This window comes from Syntrophobacter fumaroxidans MPOB (assembly GCF_000014965.1).
GTDB lineage: Bacteria > Desulfobacterota > Syntrophobacteria > Syntrophobacterales > Syntrophobacteraceae > Syntrophobacter > Syntrophobacter fumaroxidans.
The window spans coordinates 3,025,001-3,044,302 of record NC_008554.1 but is presented as its reverse complement, the minus strand read 5'-3'; the positions used below and the strand labels follow the sequence as shown (position 1 = coordinate 3,044,302).

Annotated in this window: 15 protein-coding genes and 1 riboswitch; all 15 genes read left to right on the top strand. The window is 59.5% G+C overall.

Going from position 1 to position 19,302, the window contains the following annotated elements; translation table 11 throughout:
- The first annotated feature begins 39 nt into the window (after positions 1–39).
- The gene (gene lsrF, locus SFUM_RS12725; RefSeq protein ID WP_011699312.1) at positions 40–921 is read left to right on the top strand and encodes a 3-hydroxy-5-phosphonooxypentane-2,4-dione thiolase; all 882 of its coding nucleotides are present in this window, start codon (positions 40–42) and stop codon (positions 919–921) included.
- A gap of 37 nt (positions 922–958) precedes the next feature.
- On the top strand, positions 959–1,975 hold the full coding sequence (locus tag SFUM_RS12720; protein ID WP_011699311.1) for a zinc-dependent dehydrogenase: 1,017 nt from the start codon (positions 959–961) through the stop codon (positions 1,973–1,975).
- A gap of 824 nt (positions 1,976–2,799) precedes the next feature.
- Positions 2,800–4,059 carry a class II fructose-bisphosphate aldolase gene (locus tag SFUM_RS12710; protein ID WP_011699309.1) on the top strand — a complete coding sequence of 420 codons (1,260 nt, stop codon included), beginning with the start codon at positions 2,800–2,802 and terminating at the stop codon, positions 4,057–4,059.
- A 156-nt stretch (positions 4,060–4,215) separates the two neighbouring features.
- Positions 4,216–5,496, top strand: coding sequence for a signal recognition particle-docking protein FtsY (gene ftsY, locus SFUM_RS12705; protein ID WP_083764053.1), 1,281 nt, complete (start codon positions 4,216–4,218; stop codon positions 5,494–5,496).
- 1,009 nt (positions 5,497–6,505) lie between these two features.
- Positions 6,506–8,116 carry a thio(seleno)oxazole modification radical SAM maturase SbtM gene (gene sbtM / locus SFUM_RS12700; RefSeq protein ID WP_011699306.1) on the top strand — a complete coding sequence of 537 codons (1,611 nt, stop codon included), beginning with the start codon at positions 6,506–6,508 and terminating at the stop codon, positions 8,114–8,116.
- A 388-nt stretch (positions 8,117–8,504) separates the two neighbouring features.
- Positions 8,505–8,691, top strand: a riboswitch (cobalamin riboswitch).
- Positions 8,692–8,908: 217 nt separating this feature from the next.
- Positions 8,909–10,321: a peptide-modifying radical SAM enzyme CbpB gene (cbpB, locus tag SFUM_RS12695; protein ID WP_011699304.1), complete on the top strand. Its 1,413-nt coding sequence runs from the start codon at positions 8,909–8,911 to the stop codon at positions 10,319–10,321.
- 611 nt (positions 10,322–10,932) lie between these two features.
- The gene (locus SFUM_RS12690; protein WP_167321347.1) at positions 10,933–12,030 is read left to right on the top strand and encodes an efflux RND transporter periplasmic adaptor subunit; all 1,098 of its coding nucleotides are present in this window, start codon (positions 10,933–10,935) and stop codon (positions 12,028–12,030) included.
- Positions 12,031–12,132: 102 nt separating this feature from the next.
- The gene (locus SFUM_RS12685) at positions 12,133–13,449 is read left to right on the top strand and encodes a PP2C family protein-serine/threonine phosphatase (RefSeq protein WP_011699301.1); all 1,317 of its coding nucleotides are present in this window, start codon (positions 12,133–12,135) and stop codon (positions 13,447–13,449) included.
- A complete protein-coding gene (locus SFUM_RS12680) occupies positions 13,449–13,892 on the top strand; it encodes an ATP-binding protein (RefSeq protein ID WP_011699300.1) in 444 nt (147 codons plus the stop codon). The genes SFUM_RS12685 and SFUM_RS12680 overlap by 1 nt, the downstream gene beginning before the upstream one ends.
- Complete coding sequence (locus SFUM_RS12675) at positions 13,889–14,233, top strand: STAS domain-containing protein (protein ID WP_041440471.1); 345 nt, start codon at positions 13,889–13,891, stop codon at positions 14,231–14,233. Before SFUM_RS12680 ends, SFUM_RS12675 begins: the two co-directional genes overlap by 4 nt.
- A complete protein-coding gene (locus SFUM_RS12670; RefSeq protein WP_011699298.1) occupies positions 14,230–15,030 on the top strand; it encodes an MlaE family ABC transporter permease in 801 nt (266 codons plus the stop codon). Before SFUM_RS12675 ends, SFUM_RS12670 begins: the two co-directional genes overlap by 4 nt.
- Positions 15,031–15,048: 18 nt before the next feature.
- Complete coding sequence (locus tag SFUM_RS12665; protein ID WP_011699297.1) at positions 15,049–15,855, top strand: ABC transporter ATP-binding protein; 807 nt, start codon at positions 15,049–15,051, stop codon at positions 15,853–15,855.
- 244 nt (positions 15,856–16,099) lie between these two features.
- Positions 16,100–17,101, top strand: a complete 1,002-nt coding sequence (locus tag SFUM_RS12660; protein WP_011699296.1) for an MlaD family protein — start codon at positions 16,100–16,102, stop codon at positions 17,099–17,101.
- Positions 17,088–18,044, top strand: coding sequence for a tetratricopeptide repeat protein (locus tag SFUM_RS12655; protein ID WP_011699295.1), 957 nt, complete (start codon positions 17,088–17,090; stop codon positions 18,042–18,044). The genes SFUM_RS12660 and SFUM_RS12655 overlap by 14 nt, the downstream gene beginning before the upstream one ends.
- A gap of 382 nt (positions 18,045–18,426) precedes the next feature.
- Entirely contained in the window at positions 18,427–19,299 is an 873-nt protein-coding gene (gene glyQ, locus SFUM_RS12650) for a glycine--tRNA ligase subunit alpha (RefSeq protein ID WP_011699294.1), read from the top strand.
- Positions 19,300–19,302: the final 3 nt, after the last annotated feature.

Here is a 19,302-nt window from a genome sequence, read left to right as displayed (position 1 = left end):
TATGGAATAAGTGCAAACAACGGGAAAGGAGGAAGATAAATGCCTGATGTAGATGAAATCAAGGAGGCCAAGAAATTCCATATCGACACCCCACAAAAGACAGATGGATTTTTCCTCAAGGGTTCAAACTCCCTGGATTGGGGGATGAAGAACAGGCTGGCGCGGATATTCAATCCTGACAGCGGACGGACTGTCATGCTGGCCATCGATCATGGATATTTTCAAGGACCCACAACAGGATTGGAACGGGTCGATATCAACATACTTCCTCTGGTTCCCCATGCGGATACGTTGATGTTGACGAGAGGAATTCTAAGAACCATTGTGCCGCCATCCACTTCAAGATCAATTGTTCTAAGAGTTTCCGGAGGCACCAGTATACTCAAGGAGCTCTCCAATGAGGAGATCGCGGTGGATATCGAGGAATCCATCCGTCTGAATGTCTGTGCCATGGCGGTGCAAGTCTTTATCGGGGGGGAATACGAAAGGCAGTCCATCATCAATATGACCAGAATGGTGGATCTCGGTACTCGCTACGGGATTCCGACGCTCGCCGTGACCGCGGTGGGCAAGGACATGGCCCGTGACGCCCAGTACTTCAGGCTGGCAACCAGGATCTGCGCCGAGCTCGGCGCTCATTACGTCAAATCCTACTACATCGAGGATGGATTCGAGACGGTGACGGCATCGTGTCCCGTGCCGATTGTGATGGCGGGCGGCAAGAAAATTCCGGAACTGGACGCCTTGACCATGGCCTACAATGCGGTTCAAAAAGGGGCGGCCGGTGTGGACATGGGGCGGAACATATTCCAGTCGGACGCTCCGGTTGCCATGATTCAGGCCGTGCGTGCGGTGGTCCACGACAACGAAACGCCGCAAAAAGCGTTCGACCTTTATAACACGCTGAAGCATCAAGGCTGATAATGACTGTAACGGAGCTTTGAGGGTTTGTGAGAAGATGAAAGTCTCCTATTGGCACTCCAACAACGATATCAGAATCGAGGAAGTGGCTACCCCCAGGCCCGGCCCGAAGGAAATGCTCTTGAAGGTCGCTTCGTGCGGCATATGCGGAAGCGACGTGGTCGAATGGTACCGCAAGCCCAGGGCGCCGCTGGTTCAGGGACATGAAATCGGAGCCGAGGTGGTCGAGGTCGGGAGTTCCGTAACGGGATTCAAGGTCGGCGAAAGGGTCTTCGCGGTTCCCAAGGTTCCATGCATGGAGTGTCATTACTGCAGGAACGGTCATTACCCTCAGTGCGCGGAAATCAAAGTCAGGCTGCCCGGCGGCTTTGCGGAATATATTCTTGTCCCCGAGATTCTTGTGGAAAAGGGGACCTATCATCTACCGGACACCATCACCTATGATCAAAGCACTTTCATTGAGCCTCTGGCCTGTGTGGTCAGAGCTCAGAGACTTGCCGGAATACGAGCGGGCCAAACGGTTGTGGTGCTCGGGTGCGGGATGTCGGGCCTGCTGCACGTGAAACTTGCCAAAGCCCGGGACTGCAGGGTCGTGGCGGCGGACGTGAACCGCAAGAGACTGGCATTCGCGGAACAACTCGGCGCGGATCTCATCGTCGATGCCGCGGGCGATGTTTCTGAAAGTTTCGCGGCTGCAGGCGACAAAAAGGCCGACGCGGTCATGATATGCACATCCGCGGTCTCCGCCGTGGAACAGGCGTGGAGATGCGTGGATAAGGGAGGCGCGATCGTATTCTTCGCCGTCCCGGGACCGGGCAGGGACATTGTTGTGCCTGTGAACGATTTCTGGACCAGGGAAATCAGAATCCTCACTTCCTACTATTGTGGGCCTCCCGATATTGATGATGCACTGAAGCTCCTTGAGTCAGGAAGAATCGAGGTGGAGGATATGATCACGCACAGACTTCCCTTGCGTGATATTGCGAAAGGGTTTCAATTGGTTATAGACGCCAACGAGTCAATCAAGGTAATCATCAAGCCAAATGAAATTTGAGCCTGTTGATTAACACAACGGATCAGGAATTATGTACCATAGAAAAGCGGTAAAGAAGTGATTTGTACGGAGGTGCGTTCAAGATGGATCTTTCAAGCACAAAAGAGCGGGGGAATGATTCCCCCGCACCCCCCAAGTTTCGGCCACACGCGCAAGCGCGTGAGGCCGAGTGCTCGGCGCTGTCGGCGACTGGCCGAAGGCCGCCGCCGCAGCGCCACACGGAGCCGCGAAGCGGCGAGGGGGTGTGGGGGATACGTCCCCCACGCTTTTAGAGTATCATTTTGAACGCAATTATCCATGAGGCTGCGCTTCACCCACAAAGCATGAAAACAGTTTCACCCTGGAGTCTATTTTCTACGTAATTGTATTGCATGTGGAGAAATGGATGAAATTAATACATGTTGCGCTCGCATGCAGCTCTGAGGAAAATGCCGATAAGTTCTACAAAAGTCTTCTCGAATGTCAAAAGTCAGGACCAAAGGTTTTGCCGTCCTCACTATCTTCGGAGATATTCAACATTGATTCCGAGTTGACGATTTTTGACTATAAGAATGAATACGTCCATTTCGAGATCTTCATATACAATCGTCATCGGGGCAATGAGCGGCGTATCGACCATGTTTGTCTTCAAGTGGCTGATATGGGTTCATTTCTCGAACGATGTAAAAGCTTGAACGTGATGGTCATACAGGTTCCCAAAGGAGGTTCCGTAATCACTTTCGCCGGCGATGACGACGGAAACCTTTTTGAAATCAAACAAGCATAGAGGCAACTGCAATCAAGGAGTCCTGCCATTGGCAGCCGGAAAGGAAAGGAGGATTGGCATGTCGTTTCAAAAGGCACTTGAAATCGGGCGTCCCCCCAATATCGTGAGGCTCTTCCCCAACTCCAGGGCGCTGATTGTCAGCGGCAAGGTGATCGATCGGGCCATGACGGCAAAAGGAAAGGCCATGACGATTGCGGCGAACGGCCGAAGCCATTTCGTCATCCGAGGGGCGCTGCGGGCCGCGCAACGCGCGAATGCAGCCATCATTATCGAGATCGCCAAATCCGAGGGCGGAGCCAAGGCCTACTGCGCGACCAACTTCTGGAACATGGCGATGCAGGTGGATGCCGTCTGCAATGAACTGGGCATAACCGTGCCCGTGGCCGTCCATGCCGACCATTACGGAATCCAGAGTGCCCGGGACGTCGAAACGGCCAAAATGGAGATCCCGTCCATGTTCGATGCGGGCATTACCTCCATCGCCATCGATGCCTCGCACCTTGCCGACGACGAGAACCTTTTGGCCAATATTGCTCTGAATCCTTATGTTCCCAAGTGGGCTGGGTATGAAACCGAAGTCGGTGAAATCAAGGGAAAAGAAGGGCTTTCGACGGTTGACGAGGCGCTTTTCCTCATCCGAGGGCTCAATGCCCACGACATTTTTCCGGACTGGATCGCACTGAACAACGGCACGACCCATGGCATAGAGGAGAGTGCGGCGGGCATACAGGTGCCCTTGACGGTGGAGATCCACAACGCTCTGGCCAAGTACAAGGTTTCGGGGGCTCAGCACGGCACTTCCGGCAACGATTCGAAACGCCTGAGGCAGATTGCTCAGGAAACCCGCACCACCAAGGCCAATGTCGCCACAGCCCTGCAAATGCTCACGTGGGGAGTGAAGGTGAACGAATACGGCAATGCCTTCCTGGACGAGAATGGGGAATTCGTCAAATTGTCGGACCAGGGCATGACCGATCAGATGTGGGCTGAGATGGTGGCGTATGCCAAGAACAGCGGGCTGAAAAAGGGCGACTACAAGAAACTGAACCTTCCTTTCGAGAATAAGCTCTTCGGTCTCCCCAGAGAAATACGGGAAAGGATGGCGAAGGGCGTGGAAGATTTCGTCTACGAGCTGCTCACCAATGTGTTCAATGCCAGGGACACCGCGCCGCTGGCCATCGATGCCATTCTCCAGGCGGGTTCCTACGATCTGGGTCCCAAGGGCACCCGAATGGAAGATCCGGCTGAATGGACCGAGAGCAAAATCCGTGAGCGGGCGACCAAAAAGGCGAAAGATGGAAAAAATTATGACGATTAGGTGATTCATGAATGGCGCGGGCGGGCTGAACGACCGTAACCTTCCCTGCTTGTGGACCGGTCCGGGGAGATTTCATCCGGACGGACGGGGGGAACGGTGCGCCTGCTCGCATGCCGTTTTCCATGACTTGCCTGTTTCGGGAGGAATGCCGCAAACATGATCAGATGGTTCAGGCGCAAAAGCAAGACGGCCGAGGTTCCGCGGGAGGAGCATCGGGAGCCGGAGGCCGAGCTGCCGTCGGCTGCGGAGGCGGAGCCCGAGGCGGCCGAGGGAGAATCCGCTCCGACCGCCGCGGTGGAGATGGAGGCGGCAGGGGTGCGGGCCGAGCCGGAAGCTGCGCTCGATACCGCGCCCGCCCAGGAAGCCGTTCCGGATAGGAAGGCGGAAGCGCGGGTCGAACCGGCAGAGGTGCTCGACATCGCGCCGGGCGCCGGGGAGGAGCCCGATGAATCTCCGGTGGAAGTTGAAGAGGCGGTCTTTGGAGTGGACGATGAAACCGGTGCCGGCGAGGAAGCCGCTTCCGGGAAAAGGCGATTCTTCTCACGCTTGCGGGACCGGTTGCACAAGACCCGCGAACAGTTCATCAACCGCATGGACCGGCTGGTCCTCGGCCGGAAGAAAATCGACATGGACCTGCTCGATGAGCTCGAGGAGGTTCTCATCACCTCGGACTTGGGCGTGCGGACCACTCAACTCCTCCTGGAAAAGGTCGCCGACAAGATCAAGAGACAGGAGCTCAAGGACCCCCAGAAGCTGCGCGATCAATTGAGGGAAGAGATCACCCGGATCCTTTCCGTGGAGAGTTCCGCCTGGGATCCGCGTTCGGCGCGTCCCTTCGTGATCATGATCATCGGAGTGAACGGTGTCGGGAAGACCACGACCATCGGCAAGCTCGCCCACCAGTTCAAAAGTGAGGGGCTCAAGGTGATGCTCGTGGCGGCGGACACTTTCCGGGCGGCCGCCGTCGAGCAGCTCTCACTCTGGGGGGAGCGGGTCAACGTTCCGGTGGTCAAGCAAAAGAGCGGGTCCGACCCGTCTGCAGTGGCTTTCGACGCCATGGACGCCGCGGTCTCCAGGGGGATGGACATCGTGTTGCTCGACACCGCCGGGCGCATGCATACCAAAGTGAACCTCATGGAAGAACTGAAGAAAGTCCAACGGGTGGTCAACAGGAAAGACCCGTCGGCCCCCCACGAGATCCTGCTCGTTCTGGACGCGTCCACCGGTCAAAACGCACTGTCCCAGGCCCGGCTCTTCAAGGAGGAAATCGGGGTTACCGGCCTGATTCTGACCAAGCTCGACGGTACCGCAAAGGGAGGAATCATCGTGGCCATTTCAGATGAGCTGCAGCTCCCCGTGCGCTACATCGGCATCGGTGAGAGCCTGGATGACCTGCGGCCCTTCGATCCCGAGGAATTCACCAGGGCCTTGTTCTAGGGTAGGGGGCCCGGTTGCCGGGGGAGAGCATGCCTATGGGTTGCACGGTCGCCCCGGTTGGAACGGCCGGGGAATTCCCGGTGCCGACGGCACGGAAACTCCGCGATTGAAGCCTCCCGAAAAGGTTGGCCGGCCTCGGGGTTGGACATGGACCGGGTCCGGACGATGTTCTTCGTTTTTCCTCCCGCCCGCCGCAACGCCCGGCGGGACTCGCCGGCCTCACGCGTTCGAACGCCCCGCTCAACAGCCCATGTCGAGTCGTACACCCTCGCCGAGGCGACCGAATCTCTCGATACCCAAAGATAAGGAAACAGCGTGCGCTTCCGGCCGGGTGCATCTTTGCCCCGCCATTGCCGCCCTGATGCCGGTTCGCGTTCGGAAGCGCGGAACGAGGGAACGGCGCCGAAGACGCCGATCAGTGATTCGGCGGTTGCATTGGAGTTTTTTTTCGTGAATGCAACGATATTTTGTGTATCGACTTAACTGATTGGATTCACAGCCTATTGCCGGGGGTGCCGCCGCGCTCTCCCGGTCCGCGACCCGCCCGTGCGAACCCGGCTCGAACCGCTTCAGTAAGGTTTTGCTTTAATTGGAAATCCGCTTCAGCCGACCTTAGTAGGTGAGGAGTATCATCTGCTCCCGTTCATGGAAGCGTGCATCGGTGGCGAGAAACCGCGGTTTTCCCGGCGTCACTCGCCCGGCATACGGGGAACGGTGTAGCGGCTTTCGTGCGCCGCCGGCCCCCGGTAGCCCCGCGGCAGGTGCCGACTGATACCGGGGTACGTTCAAGATGACACAACACCTGCCCATCGGGAGGTGACGCGGGCGAGGATAAACCCCGCCCCTTGCATGCGGATCGATGTGCCCGTCAGACGGTGGGCAAGGCTTTATGCCGTCCCGCCCAACGCGCTCATCTTGAACGCAGAATTGTATGAAGGGTGTTTCGCTCATGCCGTTTCAATGATTGTGGGGGAGTTGCGGGGGAGCCCCCGGACACAAGGACGTTTGGGTGGACGAAACATATCGGCGAAAGATCGAAGCGACATATCCCGCGTGCGGCGAGTTCCTGGACGATGAAGCCTGGGCAAGTCTCCAACGGACCCGCGACAACGTTATGGATGTGGCGGCGTTTCCAAAGAGCCTGAGCCGGTTGGTCCGGGAACTTGCGCTTCCCGCTTTTCTGCCGGAATTGGCGAGGCTCGAGTTTGCATTCCACACGGTGAGCAACGTGGACGTCGAAGCTTCGCGGCCGGCTTGCGAGCTTGCGGTGAACCCCGCTCTGGCTCTGCTGCGGCTGTCCTGGAGCAACCTCGCATCGCTGCTTCGCTTCAATGTGGACGGCACCGATGTTTTTCCTGAAAACCGCGAAGAATTCGTGCTCATCTGGCGGCACCCGGAAAACGGTCGAATCACGGCGCGGCCGGCCCACGACGAAGACCTGATGGCGCTCAAACTCGTTGCGGAGCAGATTCCATCTCGCGAAGCCGCTTCAAGGGCGGGAGTGGCGGTTTACGTGGTGGACGCCCTTCTGGATCATGCGGTGAAAAGAGGCCTGCTCCTGGCTCCGCCTTCGTCCATCAGGCGTGATCCATCCAATTTTCCCGTCCTGCCCTTGACCGGCACCACGGAAGAAGATTTCTCCTCCTGCTCGGTTTTCACCCTTCAGTGGCACATCACGCAGGCGTGTGATCTTCACTGCCGCGACTGCCGTGAACGCGACGGCCGGCCGGAGCTGGAGCTGTCGCAGGCCGTGGGCATTCTCGATGACTTCTACGAATTCTGTCGAAACCGGGGGGTGCGCGGACAGGTCTCTTTCACCGGCGGGAATCCCTTCCTGCATCCACGATTTGGGGAGCTGTATCGTGCGGCGGCCGAACGCGACTTCATCCTCGCCATCCTGGGCAATCCCGTGGAGCGGCGCCGGATCGAGGAACTGGTCGCCATCGAGCGGCCGATTTACTACCAGGTCAGACTGGAGGGACTGCGAGAGCGCAACGATTCCGTCCGCGGTACCGGCCACTTCGACAATGTGTTGGAATTCCTTGAAATACTGCGTGATCTCGATATCTACTCCATGGTCATGCTCACCCTGACCCGTGACAACATGGGTGACATTCTACCGCTTGCCGAGCTGCTGAGGGGATGGGCGGACCTGTTCACTTTCATACGTCTGAGTCGATCCGAGGACGGACCGAATCCGGACCTGCCGGCTCTCGAGGACTTCGCCGCATTTCTGGAGGCCTTTGCGGACGCATCCGAGGACAATCCCACTATCAGCTTCAAGGACAGTCTCCTCAACATCGTTCGGCGCAAGCGGGGCCTTTCCCTCTTCGGAGGCTGCTCCGGGTACGGGTGCGGAGCCGCCTTCAACTCCATTGCCGTCCTTGCGGACGGGGAAACGCATGCCTGCCGCAACTTCCCATCCCGGATCGGAAATGTGGTCCGTGACGGCATTGCCTCCGTCTACGATTCCAGGGAAGCTCGTCGGTACCGGGAGGGGTCCGGCGCCTGCCGGTCCTGTGCCCTCAGACCCGCCTGCGGAGGCTGCCTCGCGGTCTCCCACAGCTTCGGACTGGATATTTTCCGCGAGCGCGATCCTTTTTGCTTCCTCGATGATTGATGCTTCCACGCAAGCCGGGCCGAGTGATCCGGCCCCCCCCGCTGAGGCGGTTGAAGCCGTAACCGGCGAGGTGTTCGTCAAGAAAAGCCTAAAGCTTGAAGGAACCGGTGGGAGAGCTCCGTTCCGCTCCGATGCCGATTACCTGGAAAACAAATCCCCGGGTGAGTCTGTTTTCATGCTTCGCGGGTGTCGCAGGGGGCATGGATAATTGCGTTCGAAATCGCTCAACACCGGCTCGCCGGATTGCGCGGCGGACGTGCCATGCCGTGTCCCCGGGCCAAACCGATCGTTCGCGGCCGCGACCGGATGAATCCGCGACCGGCCGTGCAAGCCTCTTGAAAACGCTTGACAACGGTCGACTTCTTTGGGCAATGTACAAGACGCAGTTCAGAATCCGTCGTTTTCCTGCATCCCGGAACACGGTGAAATTCCGTGACGGTCCCGCCGCTGTGATCGGGGATGGGGATTTGCCCTGAGCGAAGGCTCGGTCACTTTCGGGGTCCACCTCGAAGGGAAGGCCGCGAATCCCCAGTTGATCCGAGAGTCAGAAGACCTGCAGGAGAGCCTGGACGGGGTCCGGATGGTAAAGGGAACCCGGAAAGCCATGCGCGAGAGCGCGGCTTGTCCGGGTTTTTTTATTGGAGCGCGCCGTACAAACCGTGAAAGGAGCAAAACATGACGAAAGAACCCCGTATCATTTCTTACCGCCGCCGTTGCCGCAATTCCGCGGGAACGGGTCTGTCCCATTACATTCTGCTCACCCCGGAGACTGCCGGGAAGTAAGGAAAACCCATGAATACCGCACGAGAACACAGTCCTTCGACTCTGTACGCGAACACCGGTTACGGGCCCGGTCTGGCCGTCCTGGATTTCGGCGACCCGAACCGGGTGGCTGTCGTCGAACCGGACCTGGCCTGGTGGGCGCTGGTCGAACGCCATGCCCTCGGCAACGCCCTTGCCGGGGAGCTCGTCGGCGACCTCCGCGCCCGGGCCGATTCCTTCCGGGAGGAAATGGGGCATCTTCGCTTCGGCCTGAAGCCTTCGGCCGTTTACTTCAACCCGACGGACCGGTGCAACTTCAACTGCAGCTATTGCTACCTGCCGGAGGAGTTGCGTCGCAACGGGAAGACCATGACGCCGGAGGAGGTCTGCTCGGCCCTGGAACGCCTCAAGTCCTGGTTTTGCGGGATCATGCCTGCGGGCGCGCGGCCCCAGCTGATCTTCCACGGAAGCGAACCGCTGATGGCGAAGGAAGCGATTTTCGCCGGAATGGAAAGGTTCCGCGATGACTTCACCTTCGGCATCCAGAGCAACGGGATGCTGCTGGACGACGAGGCCATAGCCTTCCTGAAGGATCACGGCGTCGGCATCGGGGTTTCGCTCGACGCTCCGACCGCGGACGTGGCGAACCTCACGCGCAGGAACTGGAGCGGAACGGGCGGGTTCGAGCGGGTCTCGGAGGTGATCGAGAAGCTGGCATCTTATCCGGCCTTCAATGTGATCACAACGGTGACGCGCGGCAACGTCCACACTTTGCCCGCCATGGTGGATTTCTACCACCAACGGGGCATCGCCACGGTGATGTTCAACCCGGTCCGCTGCACGCAGCAGGGCGGCAGGGACCTCAAACCGTCCGACCGGGTGCTGGCGGAGCGTTTCTGCCGTGCGCTGGACCGTGCGCACGAATTGTACGTCGAGACCGGGCGAAAACTGGTTGTCGCCAATTTTGCCAACGTGCTGGCAGGCATCATCGGCCCGACGGGACGGCGGCTCATGTGCGACATTTCGCCCTGTGGAGGCGGTCGGTGCTTTTTCGCCGTATCGGCGCAGGGCGACGTGTTCCCGTGCAGTGAGTTCATTGGTTTTCAAGAGTTCAAGGGCGGCAATCTCTTCCGGGATGATCTGTCCGGCATTCTCGAGAGCGCTCCCTTTCGGGCCGTTACCGGGAGGAAGGTGGAGGAAATCGTGCCGTGCGCCGGGTGCGCGATCAGGCATTTCTGCGGCGCGCCCTGCCCGGCGGAAGTCAAGGCGGTTTCCGGCACGCTGAACGCTCCGAGTCCCTATTGCGCGTTTTACGAGGAACAGGTGCGTTACGCCTTCCGCGTGATCGCGGCACAACGCGAGGACGCCTACCTTTGGGGCGGCTGGAGGGACGAGACGGAAGAGACGTTCAACTGTATGGTGTCCAAACAAGCGCCGGCCTGATGCCGATTCGCGTTCAAGATCGCACCGCACCCGCGAGGCATCGAGACTGATTCACCTGGGAATCCGTTTTCCAGGTGGGCCGGTATGAAACGGTGCGCTCCATCTGTTCAGCTTTTCGTGCAAGCGCCGGACGGGCCGACGACGAGGCCCCGTCCGGTCCCCTTCCGACCTTCCTCCGGAGTCGTTCGCCCGCTGCTGCCCGAGTTGTGTGCGTCAAGTTCCGCAATCCGGTCACGGCAAGTCGGGTGATCCAAGCCGCGAAAAGCTGCCGGGAACGGGTCCGACCGCAACCCGCTGCAGTGCCCCCCGCTCCCCCTCTCTTCGACCCCCAACGTCAAAAGGAACGCCCCTGCCGCAATCGAACGAAATCTCCGGCTGACGGCAGTGCGGTGTGTCCCCGGCGCCGACAGCGGACGGCGGCTCCGGGCCGGAATACTCGAAGGTCTTTCCGGTTCGAGCGAGTACGGCATTGCACAACGGCGGACATCAGGATATATGAAGCCATTCACACAGTGGAGGGGCAGCGGATGGCCGCCCCCGGTGCATATCGCGTAAAATGCCGGATATGCGTCGAACTGACTGGCATGTTGAAATATCCTGATGAGGTGATTATGCCGTCAAGGGCACTGCTCCTGTCGATCACTCTTCTTTTTCTCGTCTCGACCTCATGTCGGGATTCGGAGCAGTCTGCCGGGAAAACCGGACAGGTGCCGGATGTCGTTTCCGTGCGCGTGCAGACCGTTCAAAAGAGCAGGCGGGCATCCGTTTTCAATGCCGGCGGCACTGTGGAAGCAAGAGAAAAGGTGGACCTTGCGTTCAGGGTTCCCGGTAAGGTGGTCCAAGTGCACTTCAAGGAAGGCGATGCGGTGAGGGCGCAACAGGTCGTTGCCGAGCTCAACGCGGTGCCGTTCAAACAGGCCGTCGACGCCGCCATCGACAAAAGCGCCGAGGCTCGGGTCAAGGCCACACGGGCTGAGGCCAAGTATCGCCACATGAAACGGCTCTACAAGAAGAAAAGCCTTTCTCCCAGCGATTTCAAGAAGTATGAAACGGCGAGCGAGGCTGCCAAAGCGGCTCTGGTTCGCGCCGAAAGCAGACTCCGGGCGGCCCGCAGACGCTTGACGGAGACTCGGCTCACCAGTCCGATCAAGGGCGTGGTGGTGAGTCGCCGGGTCAAGCCGGAACAAACGGTCGTCGCCGGGTATCCGGTGTTCACCGTTGTGGACATCGATCGTGTGAATGTGAGGGTGACCGTTCCGGAGCAAGAGATCGTTCATTTTCGACAAAATCAATCCGCCAGGGTTCTGATTCCTTCTTTGCCTGGACGGACTTTTCCCGGCGAGGTGAAAATGGTGGGCTTGAGGGAGGATCCCGCAACAGGTGGCTTTCCCCTGAAAATCGAGGTGAACAACCCTAAGCGAATCCTGCGCGACGGGATGAGCGCCGAGGTCTGCATCGAGAATGACAAGACCGTGGATATCCTTACGGTCCCCGGAAAAGCCGTCGTTCGGAACGATCAGGGCGTCGCCGTGGTTTATGTCTGCGTTCCGGAGCAGAAAAAGGTTTTTGCCCGGCCGGTTGAAACGGGTGCGGAGTCGGGCGAGACGATCGAGATCAAGAAGGGCTTGACGGGTGACGAACGGGTTGTGATCGAAGGAGGGGAACATCTCGTCGACGGAGCCGTTGTGAACATTGTGAAGCAGGAATAGTCGGCGGTGGCGTTGAGACCCGCAACCTTGGGCCGCGCCGCAGGCCGGATTGGGGCTGCGGCGTCTGTCGGTAACGCCGGATGACGATCACGGGGGGGTGGCATGGAATCGGGAACACGGGAGCCCGAAGGCCTGCATGCCGCGGAAATGGAGCGGTACCGCGAGCGCATCGATAACCTTAGGGAATGTTTCAGAACATCCGCTCTGATCAATTCGACACTGGAGCTGGACGAGGTTCTCGAAAACATCATGACCACGTCCCGGTCCATCCTGAAGGCGGATGCCTGTAGTCTCATGCTGGTCGACGAAGCCACGGACGAGCTGGTGTTCGCGGTGGCGCAGGGACCAGTGGCCGGGAAACTGAAAGCGGGCTTCCGGTTGCGCAAAGGGGACGGCATTGCGGGCCACGTGTTCCAGACCGGCAAGCCGCTGCTCATCGAAGACGTCTACCGCGACGCCCGGTTTCACCAGGAGTTCGACCGCAAGACCGGCTACCGGACACACTCGATGCTGTGCGTGCCGCTGAAGATCAAGGACCGCGTCATCGGGGTCTCCCAGGTCATCAACCGCCTGGACGGAACGTCCTTTGTGGCGGAGGACGAGGAAACGCTGGGGTTGCTGTGCGATCATGCGGCCATTGCCATCGAGAACGCGCGCATGCACCGGGACCTTTTGCGCAAACAGCAGATGGAGAGCGACCTCGCTTTCGCCACGAGCATTCAGTTGAGTTTCCTGCCCCAGAGTATTCCGGAGATGCCCGGGTACACGTTTCATGCCCACTACCGGCCCGCCCTCGCGATAGGGGGAGACTTCTACGATTTCATCCCGCTCGGTGGAGACCGCCTGGGCATTCTCATCGGAGACGTCTCGGGCAAGGGGGTCGCTTCGGCGCTGTGCATGGCCAAGCTGATGTCCGACTTCCGCCTGCTGGCGGTCCGCGAAAAGGAGCCGGCCATCCTGATGCGGCAGATGAATCGGCTTTTGTTCGAACAGAGCCGCCGGGGAATGTTCGTCACGCTGCTGTACATGGTCCTGGATTCCTCGGATTCGAGAATCGATTACGTCAACGCGGGGCATATTCCGCCGGTGCTCTGGAACGAGGCGGGCGGGGAATTTGTTCCGGTTCGGGGAGTAGGCGGCCCTCCCCTCGGAATCCTGGACGACTGCGCCTACGTTTCCAGGAGCCTGCGGTTGAAGCGGGGGGATCGCCTGCTGCTGTTTACGGACGGCCTCGTCGATGCGAAAAGCGCGTGCGGGGAGCGGTTCGGCTGGGAACGAGTGCAGGCGGCGGTATGTCCGGCACGCGGTGGGATCGCGGAAGTGCACCGTCGCCTGATGGATGCCTTGAACGAGTTCGTGGGGCAGTGTCCTCCGGCGGACGACACAACCATGGTTCTGATAGGGGTCGGGAAACCATAATGTCCTTGCTGCAACTCAGTGGTCCGGTTATTCTTGACATTCCGACCGATCCGGCGTCGCTCTTCCTGGTGCGGGGGGTTGTGGAACGGTTGGCCCAACGCATGGACTATCCGCCCGAGGACGTCAACCGGATGGTGCTGGCGGTGGATGAAGCCTGCACCAATGTGATTCGCCACGCCTACGCGAACAGCCCGGACAAGAGGATTGTCATCACCTTCACCGCCCACGAGGATCGACTCGAGATCGGTATCAGGGACTTCGGGATTCCGGCGGACCCGGATGGTTTCGCACCGCGGGATCTCCAGGAAGTCAAGCCCGGCGGGCTGGGACTGCACTTTATCAGGAGCGCGATGGATGAGATCACCTACGACATCCCTGCCGATGGAGGGATGTTGCTCAGGCTCGTCAAATACAGAACCCACAGGGAGGAGCCCAGGAAGTGAAAATTGAGGTCGCAAGAAGAAATGCCCGGGTTTTCGTCATGAGCCTGGAAGGGGAGTTGGACATGAGCAACTCGCCGGACGTCAGGAACGCTCTGCTGCCCCTCTTCAAGGACGAACCGACGCACATCGTCGTCGACCTGTCACGGGTTCCCTACGTGGACAGTTCCGGAATCGCTACTTTTGTGGAGGGTCTTCAGCTTTCCCGCAAGAACAACGTCCGCTTCACCCTGGCCGGGGCCACTCCCGCGGTCGAGGCCGTGTTCGATTTGGCCTATTTGAAGAATGTCTTCGAAATGATTCCCAGCCTGGAGGGGCTCTTTGAAGGAGAAGGAAAGGCGTGAGTGAATCGGCTGCCCATGAACGCTCCGAGAGCACAACGATTCTTTTCCTGCGGCATTTGACCAGTATCGCCTACCTCTTTCGGGACACCATGCGATGGGCGATCGTCAAGCCGTTGCAGGGCAAACCTCTGCGTCTCAGGGCGGCGCTGATCCAGATGGATGAGGTGGGGGTGAAGTCGATTCCTATCGTTGCGCTGGTGTCCTTCGTGATCGGCATCATTCTCGTGCTTCAGACCGCCTACCAGCTGGAAAAATTCGGGGCGATCAACTATGCGGCCAGCCTCGCCGGCGTGGCCCTAACCCGGGAAATGGCGCCTCTGCTGACGGCGATCGTTGTTGCCGGGCGGGTCAGCGCGGCCTTCACGGCGGAGCTCGGGACCATGCTCGTCACCGAGGAAATCCTGGCGCTGGAAGTCATGGCGATCAATCCCGTCGCCTACCTGGTCGTGCCGCGGTTCATCGCCATGCTGGTAATGCTTCCGTGCCTCACCGTTCTCGCAGACCTGATCGGCATGATCGGCGGCTACGCCGTGGGCACGACGGCGGTGGGGATTCGTTCCTCGCTTTATATCCAGAATACGATTGACGCGCTGCTGCTCAAGGATATCCTCACGGGATTGACCAAGAGCGTGGTCTTTGCCGGCATCATCGCCATGGTCGGTTGCTACATGGCTTTCGTGGTGCGTGGAGGTGCCGAAGGGGTGGGCAAGGCCACCATGATTTCCGTGGTGACGTCCCTGATCAGCATCATCCTGGCGGATTGTTTTTTCACCACCGTTTTCTATCTCTTTTTCTGAGTGACGGGTTGCGGTGCGATGGCCGAAAACCAGCCGATGATTCAGGTTCGTAAGCTCGTGAAGAGCTTTGACGGCAGGGTTGTCCTGGACGGGATCGACATGACCGTGGAAACGGGCAAGGTGACGGCCATCATGGGGGGAAGCGGCTGCGGCAAGACCACTCTCCTGCGGCATCTCATCGGGATCATGCGTCCCGATTCGGGTGAGATTCTGGTGAAGGGCAAGGACATCACCAGGTTCGACGAAACCGAGCTGGACGCTTACCGGAAGCGCTTCGGAATGCTCTTCCAAATGGGAGCCCTGCTCAATTCCCTGAGCGTTCACGACAATATCGCCCTGCCGCTGCGCGAGCACACCAAGCTCGACGAGAAGATCATCGGGGTGATGGTCAAAATGAAGCTCGAACTGGTCGGGCTCCGTGATTTCGAACACTTGAAGCCCTCCCAGTTGAGCGGCGGCATGCAAAAGCGGGTGGCCCTGGCTCGAGCCCTGGCGCTCGATCCCGAGATCGTCTTTTACGACGAACCCACCTCGGGGCTGGACCCGGTGGTGAGCGGGGTGATCGATCAACTCATCATGGACCTCAGTCATCGGATGAACATCACGTCCGTGGTGGTGACCCACGATACCCGAAGCGCGTTCAAGATCGCGCACCGGATGGTGGTGCTCTACCGGGGCAAGGTGGTGGCCGACGGTCCTCCGGAAGCGATAAGGGAATCCACCGACCCGCTTGTCCAGCAATTCATAGCGGGCAGCCCCGATGGGCCTATACCGCTGCGCCAGTCCAGCCGGGACTACCTCGAAGACCTCCTGGACATGGAGTGATCGTGGGCGGAGCTTTCTCTGTCGAGTCACGGAGAAAATGTAATCGGGCGGCCTCGGGTCACGCGGTCGTGAGGCCGATCTTCATCGTTCAAGGGTGCCCCCCGCGAATGATAATTTGTGTGAAAATACCCTCGGCCTGAGAAATTTTCATGCTTCGCTGTGAGCCCGGGCTCATGACGATTTGTGAAAAATGTAAATATGTGAAAAGTGTAGGTTTGACCCCTAAGTATCCGGAGAATGGCTGATGCAGGTTTTTCGGTCGGAAATCAGGGTCGGGTTGCTCATTCTGGTTTCATTTGTCGTGCTGATGGCGGGGATCTTCGCTGTGAGCGATCTTCGGTCGCTTTGGTACAAAAAGAAGACCATCGAACTGCTGTTCCCTTACGCTGACGGCATTACGAAAGGGTCTCCGGTATGGTACGCGGGGCTCGAGGTCGGAGAGGTCTCGAATATCAGGATCGCCCAGGGAGCCAGCGATCGCATCGCGGTGACGGTGACGATCAGTCCCGATGCCAGGGTCAGAAAGGATTCGCGCGCGGATATCCGCAATCTGGGCATGATGGGCGCCAAGTACGTCGAGATCTCACCCGGCTCGCCCGACGCCGAACTGCTGGGTCCCGGGGAAACCCTTGAAGGAAAAGGCCCCTCATCCCTTTCGGAAGTGATGGAAACCGGGCACGCCGTGGTTGCCCGCCTGGGAGACCTCATCAACGAGACCCACAAGCTGGTCCGTGAAGTCCGCACCGAATCCGCGCTCACCGATGCCATCAGGAACGCCAACGGGTTCCTGGTGGACATGAGGGACAACGGCAAGGATCTCAAGAAGGTCCTGGCGAAAATCAGTGCGTTTGCGGAGAACCTGAAAGAGACGTCCGGGGAGGGCGGCAAGGATCTGAGGGCGCTTCTCAAGGAATTGCGGGAAACCAACCGCGGGCTGCAAAAAAGGCTCGAATCCGTGGAGAACCGGATCAACGAGACCCTCGCCCAAATCGGGCAGGGGGTTGCCGAAGCGCAGAGCACCGTGAAGGTCGCCCGCTCCATGCTCACTTCCAGCCAGGAGGACGTCGCATCGATGTTCAGGCATCTCAGCGGGACATCCCGCAACCTGGAAGGGATGAGCGAGGATCTGCGCGCGCATCCCTGGAAGATCGTGTGGAAGGAAGACGGGACGTTCGCCGTCTATCCCGCCCAGGGCACCGATCAATGGCGCGAAAAAGGAAGGATCGGACCGCATGGGAAGCAGTAGAACGAAAATGTCGTCCCGCCCGTCCGTTCACGCGGGCTGTGGGGAACGGAAGGGGGAAAGTCCCTCGGGCTCGGTGGTGCCGTTTTCGGGGTTGCGATGCGCGTTGGGGCTGGTTTTCGCCCTGATCTGGAGCTTGAACGGGTGCGCAGCGGGCAAAGCGGACCACTACAACCGCGCCGTGGAACAGCACCGGAGGAACCGGCTGCCGGAAGCCGTCGAGGGGTATCGGCAGGCCATCCGCCAAAACCCGGGGGATCCGAAGGCGCAGTTCAATCTCGCCGTGATCTACCAGGACCAGGGGAGAATGGACGAGGCCGGGAAAATATACCGGGAATTGGTGGACAGACATCCCGATTATGCCGCTGCGTGGGTGAACCTGGCTTCCATTCGGGAACAGGCCGGAGACCATGAGGAGGCCGAACGGCTGTTTCGCCGCGGTGTCGAGGCAACACGGGACGATTCCGCCCCGTTGAGCCAGTACGGATTCTTCCTGCTCCGCCGGGACCGCCCGGCAGAGGCGGCGGAGGTCTTCAGGGAAGCCCTGAAAAGGGACGCTTCCTGCGCCAACGCCTGTTTCGGGCTCGGTGAGATCGCGGAGAAATCCGGCGAGCGCGCCGAAGCCCTGCGGCGGTATGAACGAGCCGCGCGATATAACCCGACGGATTTCGAAGCCCGCCTCAGGGCGGCCCGGATCGCCGCGAGCCTCGGAGAACGGCCCGGGGCAATCGCTCACATGCAGGCGGCCGTCGCGTTGAAACCCGACCGGGGAGACGCCTTCCTGTTTCTCGGACAGTTGCTGCGCGAGGACGGCCAGATGAAGGATGCCGAAAGGGCCGTGGAGGAAGCCGCCAGGCACGGGGCACCGGTGGCCGAATGCAACCGCGAATTGGCGGTCATCTATCGGAACCTCGCCGATGAGGCCGAACGAAAGGGAGGATTCTGAAGGGTATGCCCATTGTGCATCGATCGATCGGGCTCCGCGACGCCCCCCCTGGCCGGTGATCCGCGGACTGCCCGTCGACTTGCTCCCGGACCGGCCTTTGTGCCGATCGATTCCTCCCCCCGCTGATCCTCCTCGATTCGACGTTCCCTCCTCCTTCTCGGGATTCCCTCCACCGGCTGCCGGATGTTGATGGCGGTCCTTTCGCGCAGGGCTCTCTCCGGATCGGTTTCACCTTGACAATCCAATGCTTAAGAGCCTATACATCAAAATTTACAGCCGATCCGAAAAGACTTCCTTTTGCCGGGGTTGAGCGCGTGTTTTCCTTCTTTGCCGGTCGTGTCCAAGACCGGTGGGATTTGCAAATCGTTTGCAGGAGTCTGAAATGACGTTCCAGGAACTGATCCTTGCTCTGGATAAATTCTGGTCCGATCGCGGGTGCGTGATCCAGCAGCCCTACGACCTCGAAGTGGGCGCTGGGACTTTCAATCCCGCCACTTTTCTGCGGGTCATCGGACCCGAACCATACCATGTCGCTTACGTCGAGCCTTCGCGCCGGCCCACCGACGGCCGATACGGCGAAAACCCGAATCGCCTCCAGCACTACTACCAGTACCAAGTCATTCTCAAACCTTCCCCTCCCGATTCTCAGGGGGTGTACCTGGAAAGCCTCCGCAGTTTCGGCATCGATCCGCTGGAACACGACATCCGGTTCGTGGAAGACGACTGGGAATCCCCCACGCTGGGCGCTTCCGGGCTGGGCTGGGAGGTCTGGCTGGACGGCATGGAAATCACGCAGTTCACATATTTTCAACAGGTGGGAGGCATCGCCCTCAGTCCGGTCAGCCTCGAGCTGACCTACGGCCTGGAGCGGATCGCCATGTATCTGCAGGGCGTGAACAGCGTCTACGACCTCATCTGGAGCGGCAACGTGACGTACGGAGACGTTCATCACCGGGGCGAGGTTGAATGGTCCCACTACAACTTCCAGCAGGCGGATGTGGACATGCTGCTCCAGCTCTTCAACATGTACGAGGCGGAATCGCACCGCATGAACGAAAAGGGCCTGGTCCTGCCGAGTTACGACTACTGCCTCAAGTGCTCGCATGTATTCAATCTGCTCGATGCCCGCGGCGCCATCAGCGTGACCGAACGCACCAACTACATCGCCCGGGTGCGCGGCATGGCCCGCCAGGTGGCGCATGCGTATGCGGCTCAGCGGGAAGCGATGGGATATCCGCTGCTCAACAAATGGTAGAAG

What these genes read in the sequence shown, in the direction of transcription:
- lsrF (WP_011699312.1), top strand. Translation starts at nt 40, where the DNA reads ATGCCTGATGTAGATGAAATCAAGGAGGCCAAGAAATTCCATATCGAC.
- SFUM_RS12720 (WP_011699311.1), top strand. Translation starts at nt 959, where the DNA reads ATGAAAGTCTCCTATTGGCACTCCAACAACGATATCAGAATCGAGGAA.
- SFUM_RS12710 (WP_011699309.1), top strand. Translation starts at nt 2,800, where the DNA reads ATGTCGTTTCAAAAGGCACTTGAAATCGGGCGTCCCCCCAATATCGTG.
- ftsY (WP_083764053.1), top strand. Translation starts at nt 4,216, where the DNA reads ATGATCAGATGGTTCAGGCGCAAAAGCAAGACGGCCGAGGTTCCGCGG.
- cbpB (WP_011699304.1), top strand. Translation starts at nt 8,909, where the DNA reads ATGAATACCGCACGAGAACACAGTCCTTCGACTCTGTACGCGAACACC.
- SFUM_RS12690 (WP_167321347.1), top strand. Translation starts at nt 10,933, where the DNA reads ATGCCGTCAAGGGCACTGCTCCTGTCGATCACTCTTCTTTTTCTCGTC.
- SFUM_RS12685 (WP_011699301.1), top strand. Translation starts at nt 12,133, where the DNA reads ATGGAATCGGGAACACGGGAGCCCGAAGGCCTGCATGCCGCGGAAATG.
- SFUM_RS12680 (WP_011699300.1), top strand. Translation starts at nt 13,449, where the DNA reads ATGTCCTTGCTGCAACTCAGTGGTCCGGTTATTCTTGACATTCCGACC.
- SFUM_RS12665 (WP_011699297.1), top strand. Translation starts at nt 15,049, where the DNA reads ATGGCCGAAAACCAGCCGATGATTCAGGTTCGTAAGCTCGTGAAGAGC.
- SFUM_RS12660 (WP_011699296.1), top strand. Translation starts at nt 16,100, where the DNA reads ATGCAGGTTTTTCGGTCGGAAATCAGGGTCGGGTTGCTCATTCTGGTT.
- SFUM_RS12655 (WP_011699295.1), top strand. Translation starts at nt 17,088, where the DNA reads ATGGGAAGCAGTAGAACGAAAATGTCGTCCCGCCCGTCCGTTCACGCG.
- glyQ (WP_011699294.1), top strand. Translation starts at nt 18,427, where the DNA reads ATGACGTTCCAGGAACTGATCCTTGCTCTGGATAAATTCTGGTCCGAT.